Annotated in this window: 21 protein-coding genes and 1 tRNA gene; 14 read left to right on the top strand and 8 right to left on the bottom strand. The window is 63.3% G+C overall.

The features are described from left to right. Positions 1-110: 110 nt before the first annotated feature. On the top strand, positions 111-1,532 hold the full coding sequence (hldE, locus tag ACMGGN_RS19760) for a bifunctional D-glycero-beta-D-manno-heptose-7-phosphate kinase/D-glycero-beta-D-manno-heptose 1-phosphate adenylyltransferase HldE (RefSeq protein ID WP_039602848.1): 1,422 nt from the start codon (positions 111-113) through the stop codon (positions 1,530-1,532). A 32-nt stretch (positions 1,533-1,564) separates the two neighbouring features. On the opposite strand, the gene ACMGGN_RS19755 is transcribed toward hldE, so the two are convergent. The 4 genes from ACMGGN_RS19755 to ACMGGN_RS19740 all read right to left on the bottom strand — a co-directional run bounded on the left by ACMGGN_RS19755 (position 1,565) and on the right by ACMGGN_RS19740 (position 4,977). Further along, a complete protein-coding gene (locus tag ACMGGN_RS19755) occupies positions 1,565-2,533 on the bottom strand; it encodes a hypothetical protein (RefSeq protein WP_046785068.1) in 969 nt (322 codons plus the stop codon). A 50-nt stretch (positions 2,534-2,583) separates the two neighbouring features. Beyond that, the gene (locus ACMGGN_RS19750) at positions 2,584-3,396 is read right to left on the bottom strand and encodes an aldo/keto reductase (RefSeq protein WP_414156232.1); all 813 of its coding nucleotides are present in this window, start codon (positions 3,394-3,396) and stop codon (positions 2,584-2,586) included. After that, positions 3,393-4,568, bottom strand: coding sequence for an NAD(P)/FAD-dependent oxidoreductase (locus tag ACMGGN_RS19745; RefSeq protein ID WP_125923481.1), 1,176 nt, complete (start codon positions 4,566-4,568; stop codon positions 3,393-3,395). Before ACMGGN_RS19745 ends, ACMGGN_RS19750 begins: the two co-directional genes overlap by 4 nt. A 76-nt stretch (positions 4,569-4,644) precedes the next feature. Continuing rightward, complete coding sequence (locus ACMGGN_RS19740; RefSeq protein WP_046785071.1) at positions 4,645-4,977, bottom strand: DMT family transporter; 333 nt, start codon at positions 4,975-4,977, stop codon at positions 4,645-4,647. A gap of 86 nt (positions 4,978-5,063) precedes the next feature. Between ACMGGN_RS19740 and ACMGGN_RS19735 the strand changes: the two genes are divergently transcribed. Both ACMGGN_RS19735 and waaA read left to right on the top strand, forming a co-directional pair. Beyond that, complete coding sequence (locus ACMGGN_RS19735) at positions 5,064-5,954, top strand: LysR family transcriptional regulator (protein WP_046785072.1); 891 nt, start codon at positions 5,064-5,066, stop codon at positions 5,952-5,954. An 11-nt stretch (positions 5,955-5,965) separates the two neighbouring features. Further along, positions 5,966-7,237 (top strand): lipid IV(A) 3-deoxy-D-manno-octulosonic acid transferase, encoded by a 1,272-nt coding sequence (gene waaA / locus ACMGGN_RS19730; protein WP_119688178.1) that lies wholly within the window; start codon positions 5,966-5,968, stop codon positions 7,235-7,237. Between the two features lie 42 nt (positions 7,238-7,279). Here waaA and ACMGGN_RS19725 read toward each other — a convergent pair whose 3' ends face one another. Next, positions 7,280-8,668 (bottom strand): PLP-dependent aminotransferase family protein, encoded by a 1,389-nt coding sequence (locus ACMGGN_RS19725; RefSeq protein ID WP_414156231.1) that lies wholly within the window; start codon positions 8,666-8,668, stop codon positions 7,280-7,282. A 420-nt stretch (positions 8,669-9,088) separates the two neighbouring features. Here ACMGGN_RS19725 and ACMGGN_RS19720 point away from each other — a divergent pair, with 420 nt between their 5' ends. The 10 genes from ACMGGN_RS19720 to ACMGGN_RS19675 all read left to right on the top strand — a co-directional run bounded on the left by ACMGGN_RS19720 (position 9,089) and on the right by ACMGGN_RS19675 (position 21,050). Beyond that, a complete protein-coding gene (locus tag ACMGGN_RS19720; RefSeq protein ID WP_046785075.1) occupies positions 9,089-10,114 on the top strand; it encodes a TauD/TfdA family dioxygenase in 1,026 nt (341 codons plus the stop codon). 31 nt (positions 10,115-10,145) lie between these two features. Beyond that, entirely contained in the window at positions 10,146-10,931 is a 786-nt protein-coding gene (locus tag ACMGGN_RS19715; RefSeq protein ID WP_046785076.1) for a sulfite exporter TauE/SafE family protein, read from the top strand. Positions 10,932-10,956: 25 nt separating this feature from the next. Beyond that, positions 10,957-11,718 (top strand): SDR family NAD(P)-dependent oxidoreductase, encoded by a 762-nt coding sequence (locus ACMGGN_RS19710; protein WP_125923485.1) that lies wholly within the window; start codon positions 10,957-10,959, stop codon positions 11,716-11,718. A 128-nt stretch (positions 11,719-11,846) separates the two neighbouring features. After that, positions 11,847-14,915 (top strand): formate dehydrogenase-N subunit alpha, encoded by a 3,069-nt coding sequence (gene fdnG, locus ACMGGN_RS19705; protein ID WP_148708297.1) that lies wholly within the window; start codon positions 11,847-11,849, stop codon positions 14,913-14,915. Beyond that, positions 14,915-15,871 (top strand): formate dehydrogenase subunit beta, encoded by a 957-nt coding sequence (gene fdxH / locus ACMGGN_RS19700; RefSeq protein WP_046785079.1) that lies wholly within the window; start codon positions 14,915-14,917, stop codon positions 15,869-15,871. The genes fdnG and fdxH overlap by 1 nt, the downstream gene beginning before the upstream one ends. Then, on the top strand, positions 15,868-16,524 hold the full coding sequence (locus tag ACMGGN_RS19695; protein ID WP_115273456.1) for a formate dehydrogenase subunit gamma: 657 nt from the start codon (positions 15,868-15,870) through the stop codon (positions 16,522-16,524). The genes fdxH and ACMGGN_RS19695 overlap by 4 nt, the downstream gene beginning before the upstream one ends. Positions 16,525-16,528: 4 nt before the next feature. Further along, positions 16,529-17,455 carry a formate dehydrogenase accessory protein FdhE gene (gene fdhE / locus ACMGGN_RS19690; protein ID WP_115273457.1) on the top strand — a complete coding sequence of 309 codons (927 nt, stop codon included), beginning with the start codon at positions 16,529-16,531 and terminating at the stop codon, positions 17,453-17,455. A gap of 146 nt (positions 17,456-17,601) precedes the next feature. Beyond that, positions 17,602-19,029, top strand: coding sequence for an L-seryl-tRNA(Sec) selenium transferase (gene selA / locus ACMGGN_RS19685; protein WP_251962061.1), 1,428 nt, complete (start codon positions 17,602-17,604; stop codon positions 19,027-19,029). Beyond that, on the top strand, positions 19,026-20,948 hold the full coding sequence (gene selB, locus ACMGGN_RS19680) for a selenocysteine-specific translation elongation factor (protein ID WP_115275466.1): 1,923 nt from the start codon (positions 19,026-19,028) through the stop codon (positions 20,946-20,948). Before selA ends, selB begins: the two co-directional genes overlap by 4 nt. Positions 20,949-20,954: 6 nt before the next feature. Continuing rightward, a tRNA-Sec gene (locus ACMGGN_RS19675) sits at positions 20,955-21,050 on the top strand. A gap of 9 nt (positions 21,051-21,059) precedes the next feature. Here ACMGGN_RS19675 and ACMGGN_RS19670 read toward each other — a convergent pair. Further along, entirely contained in the window at positions 21,060-22,049 is a 990-nt protein-coding gene (locus ACMGGN_RS19670) for an asparaginase (RefSeq protein WP_115273459.1), read from the bottom strand. Between the two features lie 72 nt (positions 22,050-22,121). After that, positions 22,122-23,564 (bottom strand): alanine/glycine:cation symporter family protein, encoded by a 1,443-nt coding sequence (locus tag ACMGGN_RS19665; RefSeq protein WP_115273460.1) that lies wholly within the window; start codon positions 23,562-23,564, stop codon positions 22,122-22,124. A gap of 178 nt (positions 23,565-23,742) precedes the next feature. Between ACMGGN_RS19665 and ACMGGN_RS19660 the strand changes: the two genes are divergently transcribed. Then, positions 23,743-24,552 (top strand): helix-turn-helix domain-containing protein, encoded by an 810-nt coding sequence (locus ACMGGN_RS19660; protein WP_012312493.1) that lies wholly within the window; start codon positions 23,743-23,745, stop codon positions 24,550-24,552. 67 nt (positions 24,553-24,619) lie between these two features. Here ACMGGN_RS19660 and ACMGGN_RS19655 read toward each other — a convergent pair whose 3' ends face one another. Beyond that, on the bottom strand, positions 24,620-25,405 hold the full coding sequence (locus ACMGGN_RS19655; protein ID WP_115273461.1) for a TSUP family transporter: 786 nt from the start codon (positions 25,403-25,405) through the stop codon (positions 24,620-24,622). Between the last annotated feature and the right edge of the window lie 11 nt (positions 25,406-25,416).

Genomic DNA, 25,416 nt, shown 5'->3' with positions numbered 1-25,416 from the left:
TACGGCCCCGATTGTCACCGGAATTTTCCAGGGCCCGATCTGGCCGTAAAGCCGTCGCCTACCCTGTGCTAATATCCTGCCCCTGTTCATTATTTTCATATGGGTTGCCCATGAAGTTGTCCATGCCGCGTTTCGATCAAGCCCCGGTATTGGTGGTCGGCGATGTCATGCTGGACCGCTACTGGCATGGCGGTACTTCGCGTATCTCGCCTGAAGCGCCAGTGCCGGTGGTCAAGGTCGATCAGATCGAGGATCGCCCCGGCGGCGCGGCCAACGTTGCGTTGAACATCGCCGCCCTCGGTGCCCCGGCGGCACTGATCGGCGTTACCGGCCAGGATGAGGCCGCCGACAGCCTGGCCAACAGCCTGCAGGCTGCGGGGGTGCGTTCGGTGTTCCAGCGCATTGCGCACCAGCCGACCATCGTCAAGCTGCGGGTCATGAGCCGTCACCAGCAGCTGTTGCGCATCGATTTCGAAGAGCCGTTCGCCACTGACCCGCTGTCGCTGGGCGCCGAAGTCGAGAGCCTGCTCGAGGGTGTCAAGGTGCTGGTGTTGTCCGACTACGGCAAAGGCGCACTGAAAAATCATCAGAGCCTGATCGAGGCCGCACGTGCCAAGGGTATTCCGGTACTGGCCGACCCCAAGGGCAAGGACTTCTCCATCTACCGCGGTGCCAGCCTGATCACGCCGAACCTCAGCGAGTTCGAGACCATTGTCGGCCGCTGCGCCGATGAGGCCGAACTGGTCGCCAAGGGCCTGCAGCTGCTGCTGGACCTTGACCTGGGCGCGTTGCTGGTGACCCGTGGCGAGCACGGCATGACCCTGCTGCGCACCGGCCAGCCGGCGCTGCACCTGCCGGCCCGTGCCCGCGAAGTGTTCGATGTGACCGGCGCTGGCGATACCGTGATTTCCACCCTGGCTGCGGCCATCGCGGCCGGTGAAGACCTGCCCCACGCGGTCGCCCTGGCCAACCTTGCGGCTGGCATCGTGGTTGGCAAACTGGGTACTGCAGCGATCAGCGCACCTGAGCTGCGTCGCGCGATCCAGCGCGAGGAAGGTTCCGAGCGTGGCGTGCTGGGCCTGGAGCAATTGCTGCTGGCCATCGACGATGCGCGTGCGCACAACGAGAAGATCGTGTTCACCAATGGTTGTTTCGACATCCTGCATGCAGGGCATGTGACGTACCTCGAGCAGGCGCGTGCCCAGGGTGATCGTCTTATCGTCGCGGTCAACGACGATGCCTCGGTAAGCCGCCTGAAGGGCCCTGGCCGCCCGATCAACAGTGTCGATCGGCGCATGGCCGTGCTGGCTGGGCTGGGCGCGGTGGACTGGGTCATCAGCTTCCCTGAAGGTACGCCGGAGAACCTGCTGAGCCAGGTGAAACCGGATGTGCTGGTCAAGGGCGGTGACTACGGTATCGACCAGGTGGTGGGTGCCGATATCGTCAAGGGCTACGGCGGCACCGTGAAGGTGTTGGGCTTGGTCGAGAACAGCTCGACGACCGCGATAGTCGAAAAAATCCGCAAGAACTGATGTGCCCGGGGCCGTAAGGCGGCCCCGGATATTCATTTGTTCAGCGAGGTGCGCGCGCGCTCCAGCAGTGCCCGCGCCTTGTCGCCAAAGCGTCGCAGGTGTGAAGCCTTTGCGGTTTTGCGCTCCACCAGCCCCTGCTGTTTTACCCAGTCCTTCCAGCGTATCCGCTCGTCCGCGACCACCCACCCGTCCTGCCGGGCAAAGCTCTCCGCCAGGTACAGCCCGCGGGTACTGGCCGGCACCAGTTCATCTTTCCTCAATGTATACAGCTCGGCCTGCGGCTGACCGTCCTGCACCGGCATCAGGTACAGGTCGGGCCGTTTACGGTTGAGCCGGGCGACCAGCTGATCACCTTCAAGGCGTTCATCGACATGGAACAGGCTCAGCTTCTTGGCGTCCCTGGGTACTTGCAGGCGCATGTCGTAGATCAGTTGCAGCGATGCCGTAGGCAGGTGCACGTAGGCCCGTGGGCGCTCCAGCAACATCAGGTTGCCGCAATGCACCGGCCGGGCGGCACCCGATTCCGGCGTCAGCACGAACGGCAGCGCTTCCCGGTAGTGCAGGGCAGCAGCGTAAGGTGCAGGTAGCCAGGTGTCGTTGAAGCGACCACCCAGCCAGCCCTCCGGGGTTTCCAGCAGGCACTCTTCCGCCACTTCCTGTACCGCGGTGTGCAGCGGCAGGTTGAGCTCCTGAGCCGGGACATACCCTGAAATCAATTTAAGCACCACGTCGCCCCGGTCCTGGCGGCGCTGACGCACCAGTACCCAGTAGTCGCGGTTCTGCCAGTGCAGGGTCAGGCGTACCGAGACACCCAGGTTGGCCAGTTCAGCTACGAAGCGCTGGTTATCGGGTAGCTGGATGGCCCGGCGCCGTTGTTGGGTCTGGGCGAAGTTCACCGGCATGCCGATGCTCTGGTAGACCAGGCTCTCGGGGGTGGCTTCGACATGCAATGGCAGTGTTTTGAAGTTGCTCGGGTTCTTGCGAATCAGCGTACGCGGCACGAGGCTCCTCCTTGCGTCGGGTCAGTCTCCAGGCCCGGGGTGGGGACAACTCAATGCTGGCCCAAAATGCGGGCGACCGTGGCCACGTTGTGGGCCAGGTGCAACGGGTTGATGGTGCCGACGATAGCACTGCTGACGCCAGGGTGGGCGAACAGCAGTTCGAAGCTGGCGTGTACCGGGTCGACACCAGGTGCGAGGCAGGCATGCCCACTGGCCAAGGCCTTCTTCACCAGAATGGCTTTGCCGTGCTCGGCAGCGTAGTCCAGTACCGGTCGTTCTGCCTGCTCGTTGAGGTTGAAGGTGACCATGGCACAGTCGCCCTGCTCGAGTGCCTTCAGCCCGCCGGCGACAGTTTTGCCCGACAGGCCGTAGCCGAGGATCTTGCCCTCCTGCTTGAGGGCTGCGAGGGTCTGGTAGACCTCTTGCTGCTCGAGAATCTCCAGGTCGTTGCCATCGGAGTGCACCAGCACCAGTTCGATACGGTCGGTTTCCAGCCGGCGCAGGCTGCGTTCGACCGAAAGACGGGTGTGGGCTGCACTGAAGTCGAAGCGCGACAGGCCGTTTTCGAACTCTTCGCCAACCTTGCTGACGATCACCCATTCATCGCGCTGGCCGCGCAGCAGCGGCCCCAGACGCTCTTCGCTGCGGCCATAGGCCGGTGCCGTGTCGATCAGGTTGATACCCAGTTCGCGCGCCTGGGCCAGCAGCAGGCGCGCTTCGTCATCGCCGGGGATCGTGAACCCGGTGGGGTACTTCACGCCTTGGTCGCGGCCAAGCTTGACCGTGCCCAGGCCCAGAGGGGACACCTTCAAGCCTGTGCTGCCCAGCGGGCGGTAGAAGTCGTGCAGGGTCGGCAGGGTCATGGCAGCAGTTGCTCCCAGGCGGGCACGCCGAGTGGCGGGCGTGGCAGCCCTGCAAGCTCGGCCTGGGCGCTTGGGCGGATGCCGTCACGTTCCAGGCTGGCCAGCACACGGTCACTGAAGTCGGGCGCCAGGGCAAGTTTGGTCGGCCAGCCCACCAGTAGGCGCTGCTGGTCGGCGAGGAACGCGTTGTCGGGCCGCACCAGGCCCGATTGTGCAGGCTCTGCGCGGTCGACCCGCAGCGTGGCCCAGCGGACCAGGCGTTGATCTACCCACGGCAAGAGCTGGCTGATTTCCTTCTGGGCTGCGGCAATCTGTGCAGCCGTGTCGCGTGCTACGCCATCGGCTTCAGCCAGGTCGCCGCCCAGGTACCAGACCCATTGGCCATCGGCTGCGGGGTGGGTGGTGATGGTGACGCGCGGCTTGGGGCCGCCGCCCAGGCAGTGGGCATACAGTGGTTTGAGGTTAGGGCCTTTGGCCATGACCATATGCAGCGGCCGTGTTTGCATGGCCGGTTGCTCAAGGCCCAGGGCGTGAAGCAGGCCCTCGGTGCCCGCGCCAGCACTGAGCACGATGCGCTGGGCCCGTATTTCACGGCCGTCCACGCGCAGGCCAACCAGTGAATCACCTTCACGCAGGGGCTCGATGTGCTCACCGGCGAGCAAGGAGTCGCCAGCCAGTTCAGCCAGGTTGGCCAGCAGGCTGGGGACATCGATCACCAGTTCGGCCAAGCGATACACCTTGCCTTTGAAGGCGCGGTCCTGCAGTGCGGGAGGCAACTGGTCCCCCTTGACCTGGTCAACCCGGCCGCGCACGGCCTTGCTGGCGAAGAAGCTGGTGAGGTTGCCGGCCAGGGTGCCGGGCGACCACAGGTAGTGGGCGTCGGAAAGCAGGCGGGTGCGGCTCAGGTCCAGTTCGCCGCTGCCGGCCACGGCTTCGCGCCAGCGCCGTGGCATGTCGGCGATGGCTTCCGAGGCCCCCGTCAACGCACCGTGCAGGGCGTACTTGGTACCGCCATGGATGATGCCCTGGGACTTGATGGTCTGTTCGCCGCCAAGGCTGGCGCGCTCCACCAGCACTGTCGAATAACCCAGGCGGCGCAGGCGGGCATTGAGCCACAGGCCTGCGACCCCGGCGCCGACGATGAGCACGTCAGTGGAAATGGCGGATGGCATGGCGGTACCTCGAAGTCTGGGACAGCTGGCAAGTATACAGGCTATGCCTGGCTTGGCTCATCGCCGACAGGCCCCATCAATGCCCGGCAGTCTTGGAGAACAACTGGATCACCACCACGCCGCCAACGATCATCGCCATCCCCAGCATCGCCGGCACATCGAGTTTCTGCCCATAGATCACCAGCGCCGCCACGCTGATCAGCACAATCCCAAGCCCCGACCAGATCGCATAGGCGATACCCACCGGAATGCTGCGCACCACCAGCGTCAGCATCCAGAACGCGATGGCATAGCCGACCACCATCAGCAGCAGGGGCAATGGCGTGCTCAGGCCTTTCACAGCCTTCATGGAGGCTGTGGCGATGACTTCGGCGACAATGGCGATGGCGAGGTAGGTGTAGGCGTTCATGGTTCGTTCCTCCGGTTCTGGGCGGGCATTCTAGAGTGTCCCTGAATGCGGTAAAGTCATTACCTATCACTCTGGGAGATAGGTTGATGGCCGAACAGTGGAGCCTCGAGCAGTTGCGTACCTTTGTGCGCGTCGTCGAACTGCGCTCGTTTTCTGCCGTCGCCCGCGAGCAGCGCAAAGCGCAGTCAGCCATCAGCAATGCCATTGCAATGCTCGAAGCGGACCTCGGCGTCACTTTGTTCGAGCGCAGCAGCGGCCGTCAGCCCAGGCTGACCGAAAACGGTACCGCGCTGCTGGAGGATGCCCGCGAACTGCTGCGCCAGTGCGAACGGCTCGATGGCCGCGCTCTGGCCCTGATGCGTGGCCAGGAAGCCTTGTTGCGGGTGGCCCAGGATGAAGCCATGCCTTATCAACCTGTGATCGACAGCCTCGACGAACTGGCCAGTCATTACCCTTTTCTGGAAGTGCAACTGGCCAGCGGTGCCCAAGGTGATGTAGCGCGCAAGCTGGTGGAGCGACGTGCAGACCTGGGTTTGTTTTTCCACCATGAAAGCATGCCTGCCTCACTGGAGCGGCGTGCCCTGGGTAGCGTGGAGATGGTCACGGTGTGCGCGGTGGATCATCCATTGGCGCGTGAAAGCCGCGTCACACGCCAGCAGCTGGCACGTTACCGCCAGTTGCTGATCGCCCCGCAGCAAAGTGGCTACCCCGGCGGCGAAGCGATCAGCCCGCAGGTATGGCGCGCCGACAGCTTCTACGCCATGGCCGAGCTGTTGATGCGAGGGCTGGGCTGGGCGTGGCTGCCACGCCACGTGGTGCAATACCCGACCTACCAGGCGCACATGGTCGAGCTGGCCAGCGAATGGCGGCCCCCGGCCTTGGTCGTCGAACTGGCCTGGCGCCGTGACGAACCGCTGGGGCCCGCCGCGCAATGGCTGGCCGAGCGCTTTGCGGTGCACTTGCGCGCGATCGGGTAAACTTCGCCGCCATGAACAGAACTCTCTATACCCTGTTGTTCCACCTGGGCCTGCCGCTGGTCGCGCTGCGCCTTTACCTGCGTGCACGCAAGGCCCCGGCCTACGGCCAGCGTATCGGCGAACGTTTCGCCCGCAATCTGCCGGCGATGCGCCAGGGTGGCATCTGGGTACATGCCGTATCGGTAGGTGAAAGCATTGCCGCCGCGCCCCTGGTGCGAGCCTTGCTCAAGGCCTACCCGGGCCTGCCGGTCACGCTTACCTGCATGACCCCCACCGGCTCCGAGCGCATTCGCGCGCTGTTCGCCGATGAGCCACGCATCCAGCATTGCTACCTGCCTTATGACCTGCCGTGGGCGGCGGGGCGTTTTCTCGACCATGTGCGCCCGCGGCTGGGCATCATCATGGAAACCGAACTGTGGCCCAACCACATTCACCAATGCGCCAAGCGTGGCATTCCGGTTGCGCTGGCCAATGCTCGGTTGTCCGAGCGTTCCGCTCGTGGCTACGCGCGTTTCGCCAAACTGACCCGGCCGATGCTCGCCGAGATGAACCTGATTGCAGTGCAGACCGAAACCGAGGCGCAACGCTTCCGCGACTTGGGTGCGCGTCCTGAGTGCGTGCAGGTCACAGGTTCGATCAAGTTCGACCTGAAGGTCGATGACCAGCTTTTGCCGCGTGCCAGGGTACTGCGTGAACAGTGGGGCGCAAGCGAGCGGCCGGTGTGGATTGCGGCCAGTACCCATGAGGGTGAGGACGCGCTGATCCTGCAGGCTCATCAGCAGTTGCTGCAGGCGCATGGCGACGCGCTGCTGATCCTGGTGCCGCGCCACCCCGAGCGTTTCGATGCAGTGCATGCCTTGTGCTGCGGGCAGTTCGCTACCGTGCGCCGTTCTGCCGGTGCGGCGGTCGATGGCCAGACCCGCGTGCTGCTCGGCGATACCATGGGCGAGCTGCTGTTCCTCTACGCACTGGCCGACATCGCTTTCGTTGGCGGTAGCCTGGTCGCCACTGGCGGCCACAACCCTCTGGAGCCGGCAGCGCTGGCACTGCCGGTGATCATGGGGCCGCATGTGTTCAACTTCCTCGAAATCAGCGCGATGTTGCGTGATGCCGGGGCGTTGCAGCAGGTGGACGATGCCCAAGGGTTGGCACAGGCAGTGCGGCAGTTGATCGAATTGCCGCAGGATGCCCGGCGCATGGGTGAGGCGGGCAGGGCGGTGATGCAGGCCAATCAGGGGGCCTTGCAGCGGTTGCTGGATGGGCTGGCGCGGTTGATCCGCTGAGCCGCATCACGGTTCGTGAGCCCCCTGCGGCCCTGTTCATCTCTAGTAGAAAAGCCGCGGCTCGGACGAATCCAGCAAGCTGGCGAGTTTGGTCAGGGCAAAGCTCAGCTCGGCGCGGCTTGGCGTCATCAGGGCGATGCGCACGCCACAGCTGGCTGGGCTGCGCTCAGGCAGGAACTGGCTGCCGCTGACCACGGTTACGCCATTGTTGCGAGCCAGGTTGGCGAACTCATCGCTGGTCCATGGCTCTGGGAGTTCCAGCCAGATATGGAAGCTGTTGGGCTGGCTGCGCACCTTGTACCTGCCAAGGATTTCCTGGGCCATTAACTGGCGTGCGGCGGCTTCTTCCTGCTGCACCCGCACCAACTGCTCGGCCATGCCGCTGTTGATCAGGTTGCTGGCCAGCTGAGCCATCAGCGGGGAGGGCATCCAGACGCTGCTGCGCACCATAGACGACAACCGTGACAGCGTTTGTGGCGGCGCGTAGAGGTAGCCGATACGCAGGGCCGGCAGCACGCTCTTGGACAGGCTGGTCAGGTACACCGAGCGCTCAGGTGCATAGGCGGCCAAGGGCTTGTAGTCAGGCGCCGGTTCGAGGAAGCCGTAGATATCGTCATCCACGATGAACAGGTCGAACTCGCGGGCAATCTGGGCGATAGCCTCGCGACGCGTGTGCGGCATTACCGAGTTGGTCGGGTTCTGGTGAGTGGTCACACATACCAGCAGCGAGGGGCGGTGCTCCAGGCAGGCGGCCCGCAAGGCCTCGGGCATCAGGCCGTGCTCGTCCATGGCTACCCCGCGCAAGCGGCGGCCCATGCTGTGGGCAAGGGAAATGATGCCGGGGTAGCAGAGCGACTCGCAGAGGATCACATCATCGCTTTTCGACAGGCTGCTGATCGCTACCAGCAGGCCATGCTGGGCGCCGGAGGTCAGCACCACCTGTTGCGCGCGAGCTTCGGGCAACCAGCGCTGAATCCATGTGGCGCCAGCCTGCTTGTGCGTCGCATGGCCACCGTCGGTAACGTAGTCGAGCACTTGGTCAAGGTCGGGGGAAGCCGCCAGCTCGGTGATCGCTCCGCGCAGCCAGTCGGCCATGTGCGCATCGTTGGGCTTGATGATCGAAAGGTCGATCTGGCCGCTTTCATGCTTGAGCGGTGCGGGCCGCGAGAATGCGGTGGGGGTAGGCGCCGGTCGTTGCTGCAGGACGAAAGTACCGCGGCCAACCTCGCCCACCACCAAGCCCCGCTTGGCGGCTTCGTCATAGGCTCGGCCAATGGTGCCAGGCGTCACGTGCAATGACTCGGCAAGATCCTTGAGTGTTGGCAGGCGGTCGCCAGGCGCCAGCCGGCCGTTGCCTATGTCCTGTTCAAGAGCATCGGCAATCATCAGGTAGACCGGCTGCGCCAGGTCGCTGTAGTGAGGAACCCACATGGAAATGGCACCAGAATCTGCAAGAACGCGGAAGCCTAGCACGAAAGGCAAGATCGGAGTAATCGCGTTTTTTGTATGTGAATTGCCTCTATTGATATGACTTGAAGGCTTGTCGCAGCGGGTCCTCCCTACACAACGGGAGCGCAAGCGTGAGCGCGATCAATCCACGTTCAGAAGAAATCTTTTGAAATCAATAAGTTGATTGATTCGATTCAATGCTGATGGCAATCGGCCAATGAAATAAATTGAATCGATTCTATTTTTGTAATTACAATGATTGAGTCGGTGCAATGTGGTGGTGCCTGGAGCAGCACCCCTCGTTCGCATCGCTTAGCTGTGAACGGTTTCAAAAAAAGACAATGACTGCCGCCTCTGCCCGGCATGGCACGACACCGAATGGCCAATGGAATAGCACTCGAAATGGAAAGCGCATACCTGCAACAAGCAGCCGAGCCTCAGACTTCACTGGAGATCCGCCTGCCCTGGGTTGTCTCCAGTGCCTGGCAAACCTTGCTGAGCAACACCCCGCTCGATTTCGAAACCAGCAAAGAGCTTTACCCGCAACTCAAGGAGCAGGCGCAGGAGGTCTTGGGCAAAGCGCTGTGCCAGCAAATCCGGGGGTTCGTTGAAGATCCGCAACTGACCAGCATGATAGTGCGTAATTGCCCGCGCGATCGCGATGTGCCTCCTACCCCTTACTCCGGTGTGCTCAGCCCACGCAGCACGCCGATTGCCTGCCTGGTCAGCCTGACCATGCAGAACCTGATGGGCATCAACCCGGTTGTCTACGAGGGTGAAAATGACGGTCGGCTGTTTCGCCATGTCATCCCGGCCCGAACTTCATCCAGCCACAAGAGCTCGCATGGCTCACGGCTGCGATTTTCCTATCACGTAGACAATCCCGACCTGCCACTGTCTTCCGAGCCGCTGGGTACGGTTTCCTGCTGCCCGGAATACCTGTCGTTCTTCGGCATGCGCTGTGATCCACGTATCAGCACCACCTTGGTCAACCTTGATGCTGTGATCGCGTCGCTGCCCTTGGCTACCGTGCGCGAACTGTGCGAAGCGCAATTCGAAATCCGCCGCCCCGACTCGTTCACCGGTAACCGCCGCTGCACCGCCGAACTGCCGGTGCTGGTGCGTGGCCATTCAGGCGAGTGGTTGTGCCGCTTCGACAGCGAGAACACCCACGGGCTGAACCTGCGCGCCGAGCAGGCCCTGGCCACCCTGCGCGGCTTGCTGGAAACCCGGCGTTTCGATGAGCCACACCTGCTGCTGCCAGGCGATTTCATGATCTTCAAGAACCAGCGCGTGCTGCATGCCCGCGATGGTTTCGAGCCGCAGAACGACGGCGCTGACCGTTGGCTGCTGCGGGTGTTCGCGGTCAACGACCTGAACCGGGTGCGCTTCGCCCGGGCCGACCACCTTTACGAAGTGCTCTCCTGATTTCTTTTCATTTTTCGACGGAATTACTGCTATGGAACTGTTAGGCGCTTACTGGGCAGAACACTGGCTGCTGGCGATCCTGCTGCTGGGCGCCATTGCCTTTGTCGCAGGCTTTGTGGACAGCATTGCCGGGGGTGGCGGGTTGTTCCTGGTACCAGGGTTTCTGCTGGTGGGCATGCCGCCTCAGGTAGCCCTGGGGCAGGAAAAACTGGTCAGTACGCTGGGCACGCTGGCTGCCATCCGCAATTTCCTGGCCAACAGCAAGATGGTCTGGCAGGTGGCACTGGTCGGCGTGCCGTTCTCACTGCTCGGCGCCTACCTGGGGGCGCACCTGATCGTGTCGATCTCTCAGGAAACCGTAGGCAAGATCATTCTGGCGTTGATCCCTTTCGGCATCCTGATCTTCCTCACCCCCAAAGACCGCCCGATAGAGGAGCGAGAGCTGTCGGCGCGGATGCTCTACACCGTCGTGCCGGTGACCTGCCTGGCCATCGGTTTTTACGACGGCTTCTTCGGCCCAGGCACTGGCAGCATGTTCATCATCGCCTTCCACTACCTGCTGCGCATGGACCTGGTTTCCAGTTCGGCCAACTCCAAGACCTTCAACTTCGCCTCCAACATCGGTGCGCTGGTCGCATTCATCATGGCCGGCAAGGTGGTCTACCTGCTGGCGTTGCCGCTGGTGGCCTGCAACATCCTCGGCAATCACATGGGCAGTGCACTGGCGCTGCGCAAAGGCAACGACGTGGTGCGCAAGGCGCTGGTGTTCTCGATGTTGTGCCTGTTCACCAGCCTTGGCGTGAAGTACCTGGTCTGACATTACCTTCTGGGAGACAAACCTGATGAAAACTGCATTCGTAACCGGCGCCTCCTCAGGCTTTGGCCGGGCCATATGCCGCACCTTGGTTGCCAAGGGCTATCGCGTGATCGGTGGCGCCCGCCGTATGGACAAGTTGCAGGCCCTGGAGCATGAACTTGGCGACAACTTCATTCCACTGGCGCTGGATGTGACTGATATGCAGTCGGTCAGCGCAGCGGTGGCGCAGATCAACGAAGCTGCGCCGGGCATCGATGTGCTGGTCAACAACGCAGGGTTGGCGCTGGGTATCGAGCGGGCCCAGGCCTGCAGCGCCGAGAACTGGCAGCGCATGATCGACACCAACATCACCGGCCTGGCCATGGTCACCCATGCGGTATTGCCGCAGATGGTCCGGGCCGACAGCGGCATGATCATCAACATTGGTTCGATTGCCGGCACTTATCCCTACCCGGGCGGCAACGTTTATGGCGCGAGCAAGGCGTTCGTGCGTCAGTTCAGCCTGAACCTGCGCGCCGATCTGGCGGGGACCCGCGTGCGAGTCAGCAACATCGAACCTGGGCTGTGTTCCGGGACCGATTTTTCGGTGGTGCGCCTGAACGGCGACCTGAATGCAGTGGATGCGTTGTACCGTGATGTGCAGGCGATTTTGCCCCAGGACATTGCTGCCACGGTTGCGTGGATCGCTGAACAGCCGCCACACGTAAACATCAACACGCTCGAAATCATGCCAGTGGCGCAGAGCAGCGCGGCCTTGAATGTGGCGCGCAATCTGCCGCCTTGCTGACCGGGGTCAATCGCACTTTTGGCATTCTTGGCTAGTCTTAACGGTTGGCGGCATCACTTTGCCGCCATCGTGATGACCCGAGGCGCCGGCAATGCCCCGAGCGCCCGAAACCTGATCAGGAGTGCACGATGGACCTCAACCGTCGGCAATTCTTCAAGGTCGCCGCTGTCGGCCTTGGAGGCTCGAGCCTGGCGGCGTTGGGCATGGCCCCGACGCCGGCCTTCGCCGAGCAGGTGCGCCACTTCAAGCTGGCGCATACCAAGGAAACCCGCAACACCTGCCCCTACTGCTCGGTCGGCTGCGGCCTGATCCTCTATAGCCAGGGCGATGCGGGCAAGAACGTCAAACAGAACATCATCCATATCGAAGGCGACGCCGACCACCCGGTCAACCGCGGCACCCTGTGCCCGAAAGGCGCCGGCCTGCTGGACTTCATCCACAGCGAGAGCCGCCTCAAATACCCTGAGGTGCGCAAGGCGGGCAGCAAGGAGTGGGTGCGGGTCAGTTGGGACGAGGCACTCGACCGCGTCGCCGGACTGATGAAGCAGGACCGCGACGCCAACTTCATCGAAAAGAACGCCCAGGGGCAAACCGTCAACCGCTGGCTTACCACCGGTTTTCTCGCTGCCTCCGCCGCCTCCAGCGAGGCCGGCTACCTGACCCACAAGGTCATCCGCGCAACCGGCATGCTGGGGTTCGATAACCAGGCACGTGTCTGACATGGCCCGACGGTGGCAAGTCTTGCCCCGACGTACGGCCGTGGCGCCATGACCAACCACTGGTCAGATATCGCCAACGCGAATCTGGTCCTGGTGATGGGTGGCAACGCAGCAGAAGCGCACCCGTGCGGCTTCAAGTGGGTGACCGAGGCCAAAGCGCACAACAAGGCGCGGCTGATCGTGGTCGACCCGCGGTTTACCCGTACCGCCTCGGTGGCGGACTACTACGCGCCAATTCGTACCGGCAGCGACATCGCCTTCATGGGCGGGTTGATCAACTACCTGCTGAGCAATGACAAGATCCAGCACGAGTACGTGCGCAACTACACCGACGTGTCGTTCATCGTCAAAGAAACCTATGGTTTCGAAGACGGGCTGTTCAGTGGTTACGACGCGGCCAAGCGTGTGTATGCCGACAAGTCCGGCTGGGGGTACGAACTGGGCGAGGACGGTTTCGCCAAGGTCGATCCGACCCTGCAGCACCCGCGTTGCGTGTTCCAGTTGATGAAGCAGCATTACAGCCGCTATACCCCGGAACTGGCGAGCATGACCTGTGGCATGCCGCAGGACGCCATGATGAAGATCTGGGAAGAGATCGCCACCTGCTCGGTACCGGGCAAGACCATGACGATCCTCTATGCACTGGGCTGGACGCAGCATTCGATCGGCGCGCAGATCATCCGCAGTGCGGCCATGGTCCAGTTGCTGCTGGGCAACGTCGGCATGCCGGGTGGCGGGGTCAATGCCCTGCGCGGGCATTCCAACATCCAGGGCCTGACCGACCTTGGCTTGCTGTCCAACTCGCTGCCGGGCTACTTGAGCCTGCCTGGCGATGCCGAGCAGGACTATGCCGCCTACATTGACAAGCGGGCCTCCAAGCCGCTGCGCCCTGGGCAGTTGTCCTACTGGCAGAACTACGGCAAGTTCCATGTCAGCCTGATGAAGGCCTGGTATGGCGCCAATGCCACGGCAGAAAACAATTGGGGTTACGACTGGTTGCCCAAGCTCGACGTGCCGGCCTATGACGTGCTGCGCATGTTCGAGATGATGAGCCAAGGCAAGGTCAACGGTTACATCTGCCAAGGCTTCAACCCGATCGCCGCGTTGCCCGACAAGAACCGCGTGACTGCTGCCCTGGGCAAGCTCAAGTGGCTGGTGGTCATGGACCCGCTGGCCACCGAGACCTCGGAGTTCTGGCGCAATGCCGGGCCCTTCAATGACGTCGACACGGCCAATATCCAGACCGAAGTGATCCGCCTGCCCACCACCTGTTTCGCCGAGGAGGATGGTTCGCTGGTCAACAGCAGCCGCTGGCTGCAGTGGCACTGGAAGGGCGCCGACGGCCCGGGCGAGACCCGCACCGACGTGCAGATCATGAGCGAGTTGTTCCTGCGCATGCGTCAGCGCTATCAGACCGAGGGTGGCACTTACCCTGATCCGATCATGAACATCAGTTGGCCCTACAAGCTGCCTGACGAGCCGTCCCCGGAGGAACTGGCCAAGGAAATGAACGGCTGGGCGGTCACTGATGTGACCGATCCCACGGGCGCGCTCATCAAGGCCGGGCAACAGTTGGCAGGCTTCGGCCAACTCAAGGACGACGGCAGCACTGCGTCCGGCTGCTGGATCTTCGCCGGTTGCTGGACCGAGCAGGGCAACCAGATGGCGCGGCGTGACAACAGCGACCCGTATGGCATGCACCAGGCGCAGAACTGGGCCTGGGCCTGGCCGGCCAACCGCCGCATTCTGTACAACCGTGCCTCCAGTGACCTGCAAGGCAAGCCATGGGACCCGGAGAAAAAGCGCCTGGTATGGTGGAACGGCAAGGCCTGGACCGGCACCGACGTGCCCGACTTCAAGGTCGATTCGCCACCGCAAGCGGGCATGAACCCGTTCATCATGAACCCCGAGGGCGTGGCGCGGTTCTTTGCCATCGACAAGATGGCCGAAGGGCCGTTCCCCGAGCACTACGAGCCGTTCGAAACGCCGATCGGCATCAACCCGCTGCACCCGAAGAACAACAAGGCCACCAGCAACCCGGCCGGGCGGATCTTCGATTCGGTGTGGGACACCCTCGGCAAGCACGACGAATTCCCGTATGCGGCGACGACGTATCGGCTGACCGAGCACTTCCACTTCTGGAGCAAGCATTGCCGGCTCAACGCCATTGCCCAGCCTGAGCAGTTCGTCGAGATCGGTGAGGTGCTGGCCAACGAGAAAGGCATCAAGGCGGGCGACCGGGTGCGGGTGTCGAGCAAGCGCGGGCATATCGAAGCGGTGGCGGTGGTGACCAAGCGTATTCGCCCGTTGCAGGTCAACAACCAGACCGTGCACCAGATCGGCATCCCGTTGCACTGGGGCTTCACCGGCGCGACACGGCACGGTTACCTGACCAACACCTTGGTGCCCTTCCTCGGTGACGGCAACACGCAGACGCCGGAGTCCAAGTCGTTCCTCGTCAAAGTGGAGAAAATCTGATGGCCAGCCAAGACATCATTGCCCGCTCGGCCACCACCACCGTACCGCCTTCGGTACGCCTGCAGCAGGAAGTCGCCAAACTGATCGATACCACCAAGTGCATCGGCTGCAAGGCCTGCCAGGTGGCGTGTTCAGAGTGGAACGAGCTGCGTGACGAGGTCGGCCACAACCACGGTACCTACGACAACCCCCAGGACCTGACGGCCGATACCTGGACCCTGATGCGCTTCACTGAACACGAGCGCGACGATGGCAACCTGGAGTGGCTGATCCGCAAGGACGGCTGCATGCATTGCGCCGAGCCGGGTTGCCTGAAGGCGTGCCCGAGCCCGGGAGCGATCATCAAGCACGCCAACGGCATCGTCGATTTCAACCAGGACCATTGCATCGGCTGTGGCTATTGCATCACTGGCTGCCCGTTCAACATTCCGCGCATCTCGCAGAAAGACCACAAGGCCTACAAGTGCTCGCTGTGTTCCGACCGCGTGAGCGTGGGCCTGGAGCCTGCCTGCGTGAAAACCTGCCCGACCGGCGCGATCGTCTTTGGCAGCAAGGACGAAATGAAGGTGCATGCTGCCGAACGCATCGTCGACCTCAAATCGCGTGGCTACGACAACGCCGGGCTCTACGACCCGGACGGCGTCGGTGGCACGCACGTGATGTATGTACTGCACCATGCCGATACGCCCCGCTTGTATGCCGGCCTGCCGGACCAGCCGGTGATCAGCCCGCTGGTGGGCTTGTGGAAGGGCATCACCAAGCCGCTGGCACTGCTGGCGATGGGCGCGGCGGTGCTGGCCGGGTTCTTCCACTATGTGCGGGTTGGCCCGCAGCGGGTCGAGGAGGACGAACACCCCAGCCCCACGCCACCTGATGACAGCGTGCACCAGGTGGACCCGGCGGTGCATGTCTATGATCCGAAGCAGCCCGGTGGGCAAGGGGAGCAGCGGCCATGAACGACGACAAACCCATCCTGCGCTACAACGCCAACGAGCGGACCAACCACTGGATCGTCGCCATCCTGTTCGTGCTGGCCGGGCTTTCGGGGCTGGCGCTGTTCCATCCGGCGCTGTTCTGGCTCAGCCATCTGTTCGGCGGCGGGCCGTGGACACGCATCCTGCACCCCTTCATCGGGGTGGCCATGTTCGTGTTCTTTCTGTTCCTGGTGGTGCGTTTCTGGCGCGCCAACTTCATCACTGCCAACGACCGCCTGTGGCTGCGCCGCATCGACCGGGTGATGCTCAACAAGGAGGAGGGCGTGCCGCCGATCGGCAAATATAACGCCGGGCAGAAGCTGCTGTTCTGGACGTTGTTGGTGTGCATGCTGGTGTTGCTGCTCAGTGGCGTGGTGATCTGGCGTGCGTACTTCAGCCATTTCTTCGGCATAGGTTCGATTCGCCTGGCGTCGTTGGCCCATGCGCTGGCGGGCTTCGTGCTGATTCTCAGCATCATCGTGCACATCTACGCCGGTATCTGGATCAAGGGCTCGATCGGCGCCATGCTGCATGGCTGGGTCAGCCGCGCCTGGGCGCGCAAACACCATCAGTTGTGGTACCGCGAGGTGACCGGCGACAAGACGCCGAGTGACCATGGACGTAAAGAAGGATGAACGCTTGAGCACGATACTCGAACCGGGGCAGATCGAAGCGTCGGCGGTGATGCCGCCGTTTCTTCACCTGCCGCCCGCCAACCTGTTCGAACTGCGCGCCATGCGCCTCGAACAGCTCGCTGCAGGGCATGCCCTTGGCGACTACCTGCGCCTGATCGCCCGGCTGTGTCGCATTCAGCAGCAGCTTGTGGATAACCCGCCTGGTGGTTTGCCAGTGGCCGATGACCGACAGCGCCTGTGCATAAGTCATGGTTTGCCACCCCTTGCGGCCGACGGCCTGGTGCGCGAGGGGCCGTGGCTGGCGTGGTTGCAGGCGCTGATCGATCATTTCGACGGCGAGGCCAATGGCCCTTTGGCGGCAGCACTGCTGGCGCTGCGTGGCAGTGATGACAGCCAGCGCAAAGGCTGGGGGAGCGCATTGCTGGCCGGGCAGTACGACGCTGTGCCCGCAGCACTGGTGCCGTTTCTGGGGGCCGCGCTGCAGGCGGCCTGGTCCAGCTGGTTGCTGGCGCTGCCGGCAGTTGAACTCAAGCCGTCGGGCAGCCAGGCCCAGTGCCCGGCCTGTGGTTCGCCGGCCATGGCGGGGGTGGTGCGTAACCGTGGCAAGCACAACGGCCTGCGTTACCTGGCGTGCTCCTTGTGTGCCTGCGAATGGCATGTGGTGCGGGTCAAGTGCGTGTATTGCGAATCGAGCAAGGGCTTGTGCTACACCAGCCTGGAGGATGACCGCCATGCGCCGGGCAAGGCGCCGCTGCGGGCGGAGTGCTGCCCGGGGTGCAATACCTACCTGAAACAGAATTACCTTGAGAACGACGCTGCTGCCGAGCCGTTGGCCGATGACCTGGCCAGCCTGGCGCTGGATATCCGGTTGGGCGAGGAGGGCTTTCATCGGCTGGCACCCAACCTGATGCTGGCGCCGGGTGGTGGGTGAGTGTCTACACTGCACAATTGAGTTGCCCCCATCGCCGGCAAGCCGGCTCCCACAGCTATTTCACCGCTCCCCAGAGCGATGCAGCCCTGTAGGAGCCGGCTTGCCGGCGATGAGGCCCGAACAGACAATGGATAAGGTAGTACCTGATGTCTTCAAGCCTTGCCAGCAATACACCACGGCTCCCTTCCATCGACACCCTGCTACGCCACCCGGCCTGCCTCCCGCTGATCGAGCGTCATGGCCGCGACGCCGTGCTCGCCACCCTGCGCCAGCTGCTCGGCGACCTGCGCGAACCTGTTCGCAACGGCCAATTCGGCGCTGCCGAACTGGGCGCTGAAATCCTCCTGGGCCGCAGCGGCGAGCGCCTGGCCGCCCAGCAGCGCAGCCAGGTACGCCGCGTCTTCAACCTCACCGGCACGGTACTGCACACCAACCTCGGTCGTGCCCTGTTGCCGGAGGAAGCCGTTGAAGCCATGCAGACCGCCGCCCGCTATCCGCTCAACCTGGAGTTCGACCTTGCCACCGGCAAGCGTGGCGACCGAGACGATCTGATCGAAGGGCTGATCCGCGAGCTGACCGGCGCCGAAGCGGTCACCGTGGTCAACAACAATGCTGCCGCCGTGCTGCTTGCGCTCAACAGCCTGGGCGCGCGCAAGGAGGGCATCATTTCCCGCGGTGAGCTGATCGAGATCGGCGGCGCCTTTCGCATTCCCGACATCATGGCCCGTGCCGGTGTACGCCTGCACGAGGTCGGCACCACCAACCGCACCCATGCCCGCGACTATGAAGCTGCCATCGGCCCGCGTACCGGCTTGTTGATGCGGGTGCATTGCAGCAACTACAGCATCCAGGGCTTCACCACCCAGGTGCCGACCGCGGAGCTTGCGCGAATCGCCCATCAGCATGAACTGCCGCTGCTGGAAGACCTGGGCAGCGGCAGCCTGCTCGACCTGACCCGCTGGGGCCTGCCCGCCGAGCCGACCGTGCGCCAGGCCCTGGCCGATGGTGCGGATATCGTGACCTTCAGCGGTGACAAGCTGCTTGGCGGCCCGCAGGCGGGGATCATTGTCGGTCGCAAGGATTTGATCGCGAGGATCAAGAAGAACCCGCTGAAACGTGCACTGCGCGTCGACAAGATCACCCTCGCCGCCCTCGAAGCCGTGCTGGCGCTGTACCGCAACCCGGACAAGCTGGCCGAGCGCTTGCCCAGCCTGCGCCTGTTGACCCGCAGCCAGGCTGAGATCCACGCCCAGGCCGAGCGCCTGGCACCCGAGCTCAAGGCTCGCCTCGGGGGGCAATGGGCCGTCAGCGTCGAGCCGGCGCTCGGCATGATCGGCAGCGGCAGCCAGCCGGTTGCGCGCCTGCCCAGCGCCGCGCTGTGCCTGCGCCCACAGGTGTCGAAGAAACTGCGCGGGCGCAGCCTGCATGTGCTGGAGCGCGCCTTGCGCGATCTGGCGGTGCCCGTGCTCGGCCGTATCGACGATGACGCGCTGTGGCTCGACCTGCGCCAGCTGGACGATGAAGCCCAATGGCTGGCGCAGCTACCGGCCCTGCAACTGGGGCCGGTGCAGTGATCGTTGGTACCGCCGGCCACATTGACCACGGCAAGACCGCATTGCTCCAGGCCCTGACCGGGCAGGCCGGCGACCATCGCCAGGAAGAACGCGAGCGTGGCATGACCATCGACCTGGGCTATCGCTATGCCGCCTTGGCTGAAGGCGCGCCACTGACGGGCTTCATCGATGTGCCCGGCCACGAGCGTTTCATCCACAACATGCTTGCCGGCGCCCAGGGTATCGATCTGGTGTTGCTGGTGGTGGCTGCTGATGACGGCGTCATGCCGCAGACCCGTGAGCACCTGGCGATCATCGAGTTGCTGGGCATTCCCCAGGCGCTGGTGGCAATCAGCAAGTGCGACCGGGTCGCGCCGGCGCGCGTGGCCCAAGTGCAGGTGCAGATTGCGCAGTTGCTGGCGCCCGGGCCTTATGCCGGGGCGGCGCAGTTCCCGCTGTCGAGTGTCACCGGCGCGGGGGTCGAGGCGCTGCGTCATGCGTTGCTGGCGGCGGGCGAGGGTTTGAAGCAGCGCAGCGTGCCTGGCGGCTTTCGGTTGGCTATCGACCGCGCCTTCGCGGTCACCGGGGCTGGCTTGGTGGTCACGGGTACGGCGCTGGCCGGGCGTGTCAGTGCGGGTGATACGTTGTTGCTGGGCAAGGCCGGTAAAGCGGTGCGGGTACGTGGCCTGCATGCGCAGAACCAGGCGGCGCTGGTGGCTGAAGCGGGGCAGCGTGTAGCGCTGAACATTGCTGCCGAGCGCCTCGCGGTGGAGCAGGTGCGCCGTGGCGATTGGCTGGTATCGCAATGGCTGCACGCGCCCAGCACACGGGTCGATATCGAACTGCAGCTGCTCGCCGGCGAGTCCCGTCCTTTCGAACATTTCAGTGCCGTGCATGTACATCTGGGGACCCAGGACGTCACCGCACGGGTCGCCCTGCTCGAAGGTGAGCGCCTGCTTGCAGGCCAGCGCATGTTCGCCCAATTGTTGCTCAATGCGCCGCTGCAAGCCGTGCATGGCGACCGCCTGGTGCTGCGTGACCAGCGTGCCCAACGCACCCTTGGCGGCGGTACGGTGCTGGACCCGTTCGCACCGAGCCGGCAGCGGCGCAGCGAGGCGCGCTTGCGCCAGTTGAACGTGCTGCGTGATGCCGAGGGCCTGGAGCAGGCCTTGATGGCGTTGCTCGACAACGCACCAGGCGGGCTCGACCCGCAGCGGCTGGAACGCCAGTTCAACCGCTTGCGTGAGGGCTGGCAGTTGCCAGCTGACGTGCTGGTGGTCGCAACCAGGCAAGGCCAGTTGTTGTTCGCTAAAGCCCAGTGGCAGGCGCTCAAACACCAGGTGCGCGAACAACTGGCGTTGTTCCATGAGCAGGAACCCGACCAGCTTGGCCCGGACCGTGACCGCCTGCGCCGCTTCGCCGCCCTGCCTGTCGAGCGTCCCGCATTCGTCAGCCTGCTCGAGGAGATGCTCGGCGAAGGCACTATTGCCAGCAGCGGGCCGTGGTTGCATCTGCCTGGTCACACGGTGCAGTTGAGCGACGCCGACAGTGCGCTATGGTCGCGGCTGCAGCCAAGGTTGCTGGAAGGGCGCTTCGACCCGCCTTGGGTGCGGACGCTGGCCAGCGAAGAGAAATGTGCCGAGGCGGATGTGCGCCTGTTGTTGCGAAAGTTGGCCAGGCTCGGCGTAGTGCATCAGGTGGTACGTGACCTGTTCTACCCCGAGGCGACGCTACAGCGCATGGCAGAGCTGCTGCTTGGGCAAGCGAATGAAACACCGATAGTGCAGGTGGCCGCATTTCGCGATATGTTGGGCATCGGTCGCAAGCGCAGTGTGCAGATTCTGGAATACTTCGACCGTATCGGCCTGACCCGCAGGGTTGCCGATCAGCGTCACATCCGCGCCGACAGCGCCCTGGCCCAACAGCAGGCCAGGCACTGAGTTCAAGGAAGGCAATCGCGCCCGGTGGCGCGGCCGGGCTTCAAACCCGGTTGGGGACGGCAGCCGTTCCCGGGCAGGTTCGACTCCCGCTGCCTTCCGCCAATTTCCTGTTCAAGCGCGCTCGCCGCACAGGTCCAGCGCAAACCACTGCTCTGCAGCATCTGCATCCAGCCCCGCGCCCAGCAGCGCAAACATCTTGCCCAGCGCAGCCTCACGGGTCATGCCACCGCCACTGACCAGCCCGGCACCGCGCAGGCGGTTGCCCGCCGCATAGGTATCGAACACCACCGAACCCTCGGGGCACTGGCTGATGGCAACCAGCATCACCCCACGCTGGCGCGCCGAGCGCAGCACGTCGAGCAAGGCTTGGTCATCCGACGGCCCGGTGCCGCTGCCGTAACATTCAAGCAGTAGCCCTTGCACCCCGGTGTCGAGCACCGCACGCAGGTGTTCGGCCTGCAAACCGGGGAATACCGGCATCACGGCAATGTTCACCGGTTGGCGCTGCTGGCGATAACCCAAGGTGGCAGGTACGTCGTTCGCCCGCTCGCCTTCACGATGACGCGGCAACGCGGCGAAGGCGTCGAACGCTTCGCTGCGAAGCTTCGAGGCGCGGCAGCCCTGCAACAGCTGGCCATGGAAGTACAGCTGCACGCCAGCCTCAAGGCCTTGCTCGAACTGGCGCAGGGCACCGCACAGGTTGTCCCAGGCATCACTGCCCGGTGCACCGGCCGGCAACATTGACCCGGTCAGCAGAACTGGCACCGGCAGGCCCAGCAGCAGGAACGACAACGCCGCAGCGCTGTGGGCGAGGGTGTCGGTGCCATGCAGCACCAGCACGCCATCGTGGCCGTCATTGTCCACTGCACGGACGATGGCATCGCGCATTGCCAGCCAGTTGTGCTGCTGCATGTTGGCACTGTCGAGCAGCGGGTTCATTTCCTGCAGCGTCCACTGCACCTGGGGTGCATCGCCCAGTTGGGCGAAGTGTTCGCGCATCCGCGCATCGAAACCACCGGCCGGCGCCAGGCCTTCGGCGGTTTCGAGCATGCCGATGGTGCCGCCGGTGTAGAGGACGAGAAGATTCGTGACTGCACGCATGGAAAGCATCCGTAGCGGTGAGCGGAGAGTAGGCAGCCGCCCGCGAACGGGGCGGCTGGGCAGGCGAGGATATCAGCGCTGCGGCTGAACTTCGCCGACGGCTTTGTCAACGGCTGTTTCGGCCTGCGGATTGGCCGGCCAGGCGTTGCGGTCCAGGTCCAGGTCGGCGAACTTGCTCGAGTCGAACACGGGCTGCTTGATGCCGGCTTTGCGCTGGTCGTCGTAATCGCGCATCACACGCAGGCCGACCTTGAACAGCAAGGCCAAGGCGACCAGGTTGACGAAGGCCAGGCAGGTCATGGTGATGTCGGCGAAGGCGAACACGGTGGTCAGGTCCTGTACCGAACCCCAGACCACCAGCGCCAGTACCAGGCCACGGAACACCAGCAGTACCAGGCGGTTGCGGCTGAGGAACTGCAGGCTGTTCTCGCCCAGGTAGTAGTTGTAGAGGATGCAGGTGAAGACGAACAGCGACAGCGCGACGCTGACGAACAGGCGGCCCCAGTCACCGACCACGGCGGCCAGCGAGTTCTGCGTCAGGACGATACCGTCACCTTCGAAACCCGGGGTATAGAAGCCAGACAGCAGGATCAGCAGGGCGGTGCAGGTGCAGATCAGGAAGGTGTCGAGGAACACGCTGAAAGCCTGGACCACGCCTTGCGCGCCCGGGTGCTTCACGGCAGCCACGGCAGCGACGTTGGGCGCACTGCCCAAGCCTGCTTCGTTGGCGAACACGCCGCGTTTCACGCCCATGACGATGGCGCTGCCGAGCAGGCCGGCGAATGCAGGGTCCAGGCCGAAGGCGCTTTTGAAGATGGTTTCCAGCATTGCCGGTACGTGTTCGATCTGGGTGCCGATCACGTACAGGGTCACGCCGATGTAGGCCAGGGTCTTGACCGGTACCAGCAGGTCGGAGACTGCGGCGATACGCTTGATGCCACCCAGGAACACGATAGCCAGCAGCACCGCCAGGGCGATACCGGTGTGGCTTGGGTCGAAGCCGAAGGCGTTCTGCAGCGAATGTGTCACGGTGTACGACTGCAGGCCCATGAAGGCGAAGCCGTAGGTGACCAGCAGCAGGATCGAGAACACGATGGCCATGCTCCTGAGCTTCAGGCCGTGCAGGATGTAGTAGGCCGGGCCACCACGGTACAGGCCATCGCCATCGGCGCGCTTGTACACCTGGGCCAAGGTACATTCGAAGAAGCTGCTGGCCATGCCCACCAGTGCGGTGACCCACATCCAGAACACGGCCCCCGGGCCACCCAGGGTCACGGCGATGCCGACACCGGCGATGTTACCGGCGCCAACGCGGCCGGCCAGGCTCAGCATCAGGGCCTGGAAGGAGCTCAGCTGGCCTGCCTGGCCACGCAGCGATTCCTTGAACACACTGAACATGTGGGCGAAATGGCGGAACTGTACGAACCGCGAGCGGATGGTGAAGTAACCGCCGAGACCGACGATCAGCACGATGAGAAGCTTCCCCGAAAGGAAATCGTTGAGTGCTTCGAGCATTGGAAAATGACCTCGATTCTTATTCTTCGCGTGAAAAGACCAGCGGACGGCAGGCGCACCGCTATCGTTGGGGCGCATGGTTGGCCATGACAAGAGTGGTTACAATTTCGCGGGTTGCTCTGAATTGATGCGACTTGATGCTACACTTGCGCCATTCGCGTCACCCTGGATTCAGAACATGAGCGATCATTTCGCTACCAACCTCAAATTGGCCTGCAGCCACTACCGCTCTATCTCCGAAGTTTGCCGCCAGCTGTCGATCAACCGTGCGCAGTTCAACAAGTACCTGAGCGGGCAGAGCCGCCCGACGGCGTTCAACCTCAAGCGCATCGGTGATTTCTTCGGTGTCGAGGACTACGAGCTGAACTTGCCTCCCGAGCAGTTCGCCCGCCTGATCGGCGCCCGGGTATCGGCCGTGGCCGATCAGCCCAGCGACCCGATCAGCGAGCTGTTCCGCCCGTTGCACGAGCACGCCGGCAACCTGTCGCGCTACTGCGGCTATTACTTCGAGTACTCCAACTGCATGTCGGTACCTGGCACGATCCTGGTGTCACTGGTGCACCTGCGCGAGGAGCGCGGCCGCTTCCTGTTCGAACGCCAGGAGCGTCAGGAGCGCTCCACCGCCACCGACCTGCATGCCGAGGTGCGTTGCCGCTACCTGGGCGCGGCGTTCCAGTTGCAGGACCGGATGTTTCTCATCGACTACGAGTCGCTGACCCTGAACGAGATGAGCCAGACCATCCTCATCCCCAGCTTCAAGAGCCGCATCACCCGCTTGAATGGCCTGAAGACCGGTGTTTCCAGCGGCGACCGGCGCAACCCGGCCTGCACACGGGTGGTGTGGGAGTACCTGGGTGAGGAGATCAACCGCATCAACGCCTACCGGCAGGTGAAGCTGTATCAGCCGGACGATCCGCGAATCGATGACGACGTGCGTGAGCGGCTGAGTGTGGGGCCACTCAGTAACGGCTTGTTCGAAATCGAATAGATTGAGCGTCTGTATGGGTATCGCTGCGGGTGACCATCTGATAGGTAAATGGCCAGCCAACAACGCGTCAAAGCTGTCGCAACCACTCCCCAGCCGGATGTCCCTCATTGAGTAACAGCTTCAACGACATCAGGCAGCAAACAGTGATTAGCAATGGCTTGATCAGCCGTGGCCCGAAGTAGATAGCACAACGTGCGCCAAGTTGTGCGCCAACAATGGCGCAAAGTGCCATTGCCAGGGCTAAAGGCCAGATGATTGCGCCGCTAAAGGCAAAGACCGAAAGGGCGCCGAGGTTGCAGGATGCATTGAGCAGTTTGCTGCTGCAGATCGCCTGCATAAGATGCTGCCCCAAGAGTAAGGTGAAGGCGACCATGAAAAATGAACCCGTGCCTGGTCCAAAGATACCGTCGTAGAACCCAATGGCTGGAGCAACTACCAGCGTGAAGCCCAGATACGACATCCTCTGCCTGCGATCCTTGGTACCAAGCTTGGGGCTGAACGCAAAATAGAGGGCTACTGTAATTAGCAAGATGGGGGCAATTGATTCCAGGAGGGCTTTGTCGAGCATGCTGATCGACAATGCACCCGTAACGCCACCCGCGAACGACAAAGCGGCCATCGGCCCGCCCGTTCGCCACTGGATCATTCGCTTGCGGGCGAACGCCCACACTGCTGAAACACTGGCTGAAGACGCCTGAAATTTGTTGGTAGCCATTGCAGCCAACGGATCGACACCTGCAATGAAAAAGGCCGGCAACGTAAGTAATCCTCCGCCTCCTGCTATCGCATCAAAGAAGCCGGCGAGCAATGCGACAGCGGCCAGCGTCAAGAGTATTGAAACTTCAGTCTCCATTTTTCTCTACC

The sequence above is a fragment of the Pseudomonas sp. BNK-30 genome (assembly GCF_047456185.1).
Lineage (GTDB): Bacteria > Pseudomonadota > Gammaproteobacteria > Pseudomonadales > Pseudomonadaceae > Aquipseudomonas > Aquipseudomonas putida_E.
Note: the sequence above shows the minus strand (reverse complement) of the source record. Positions and strands in the feature narration are given on the sequence as shown.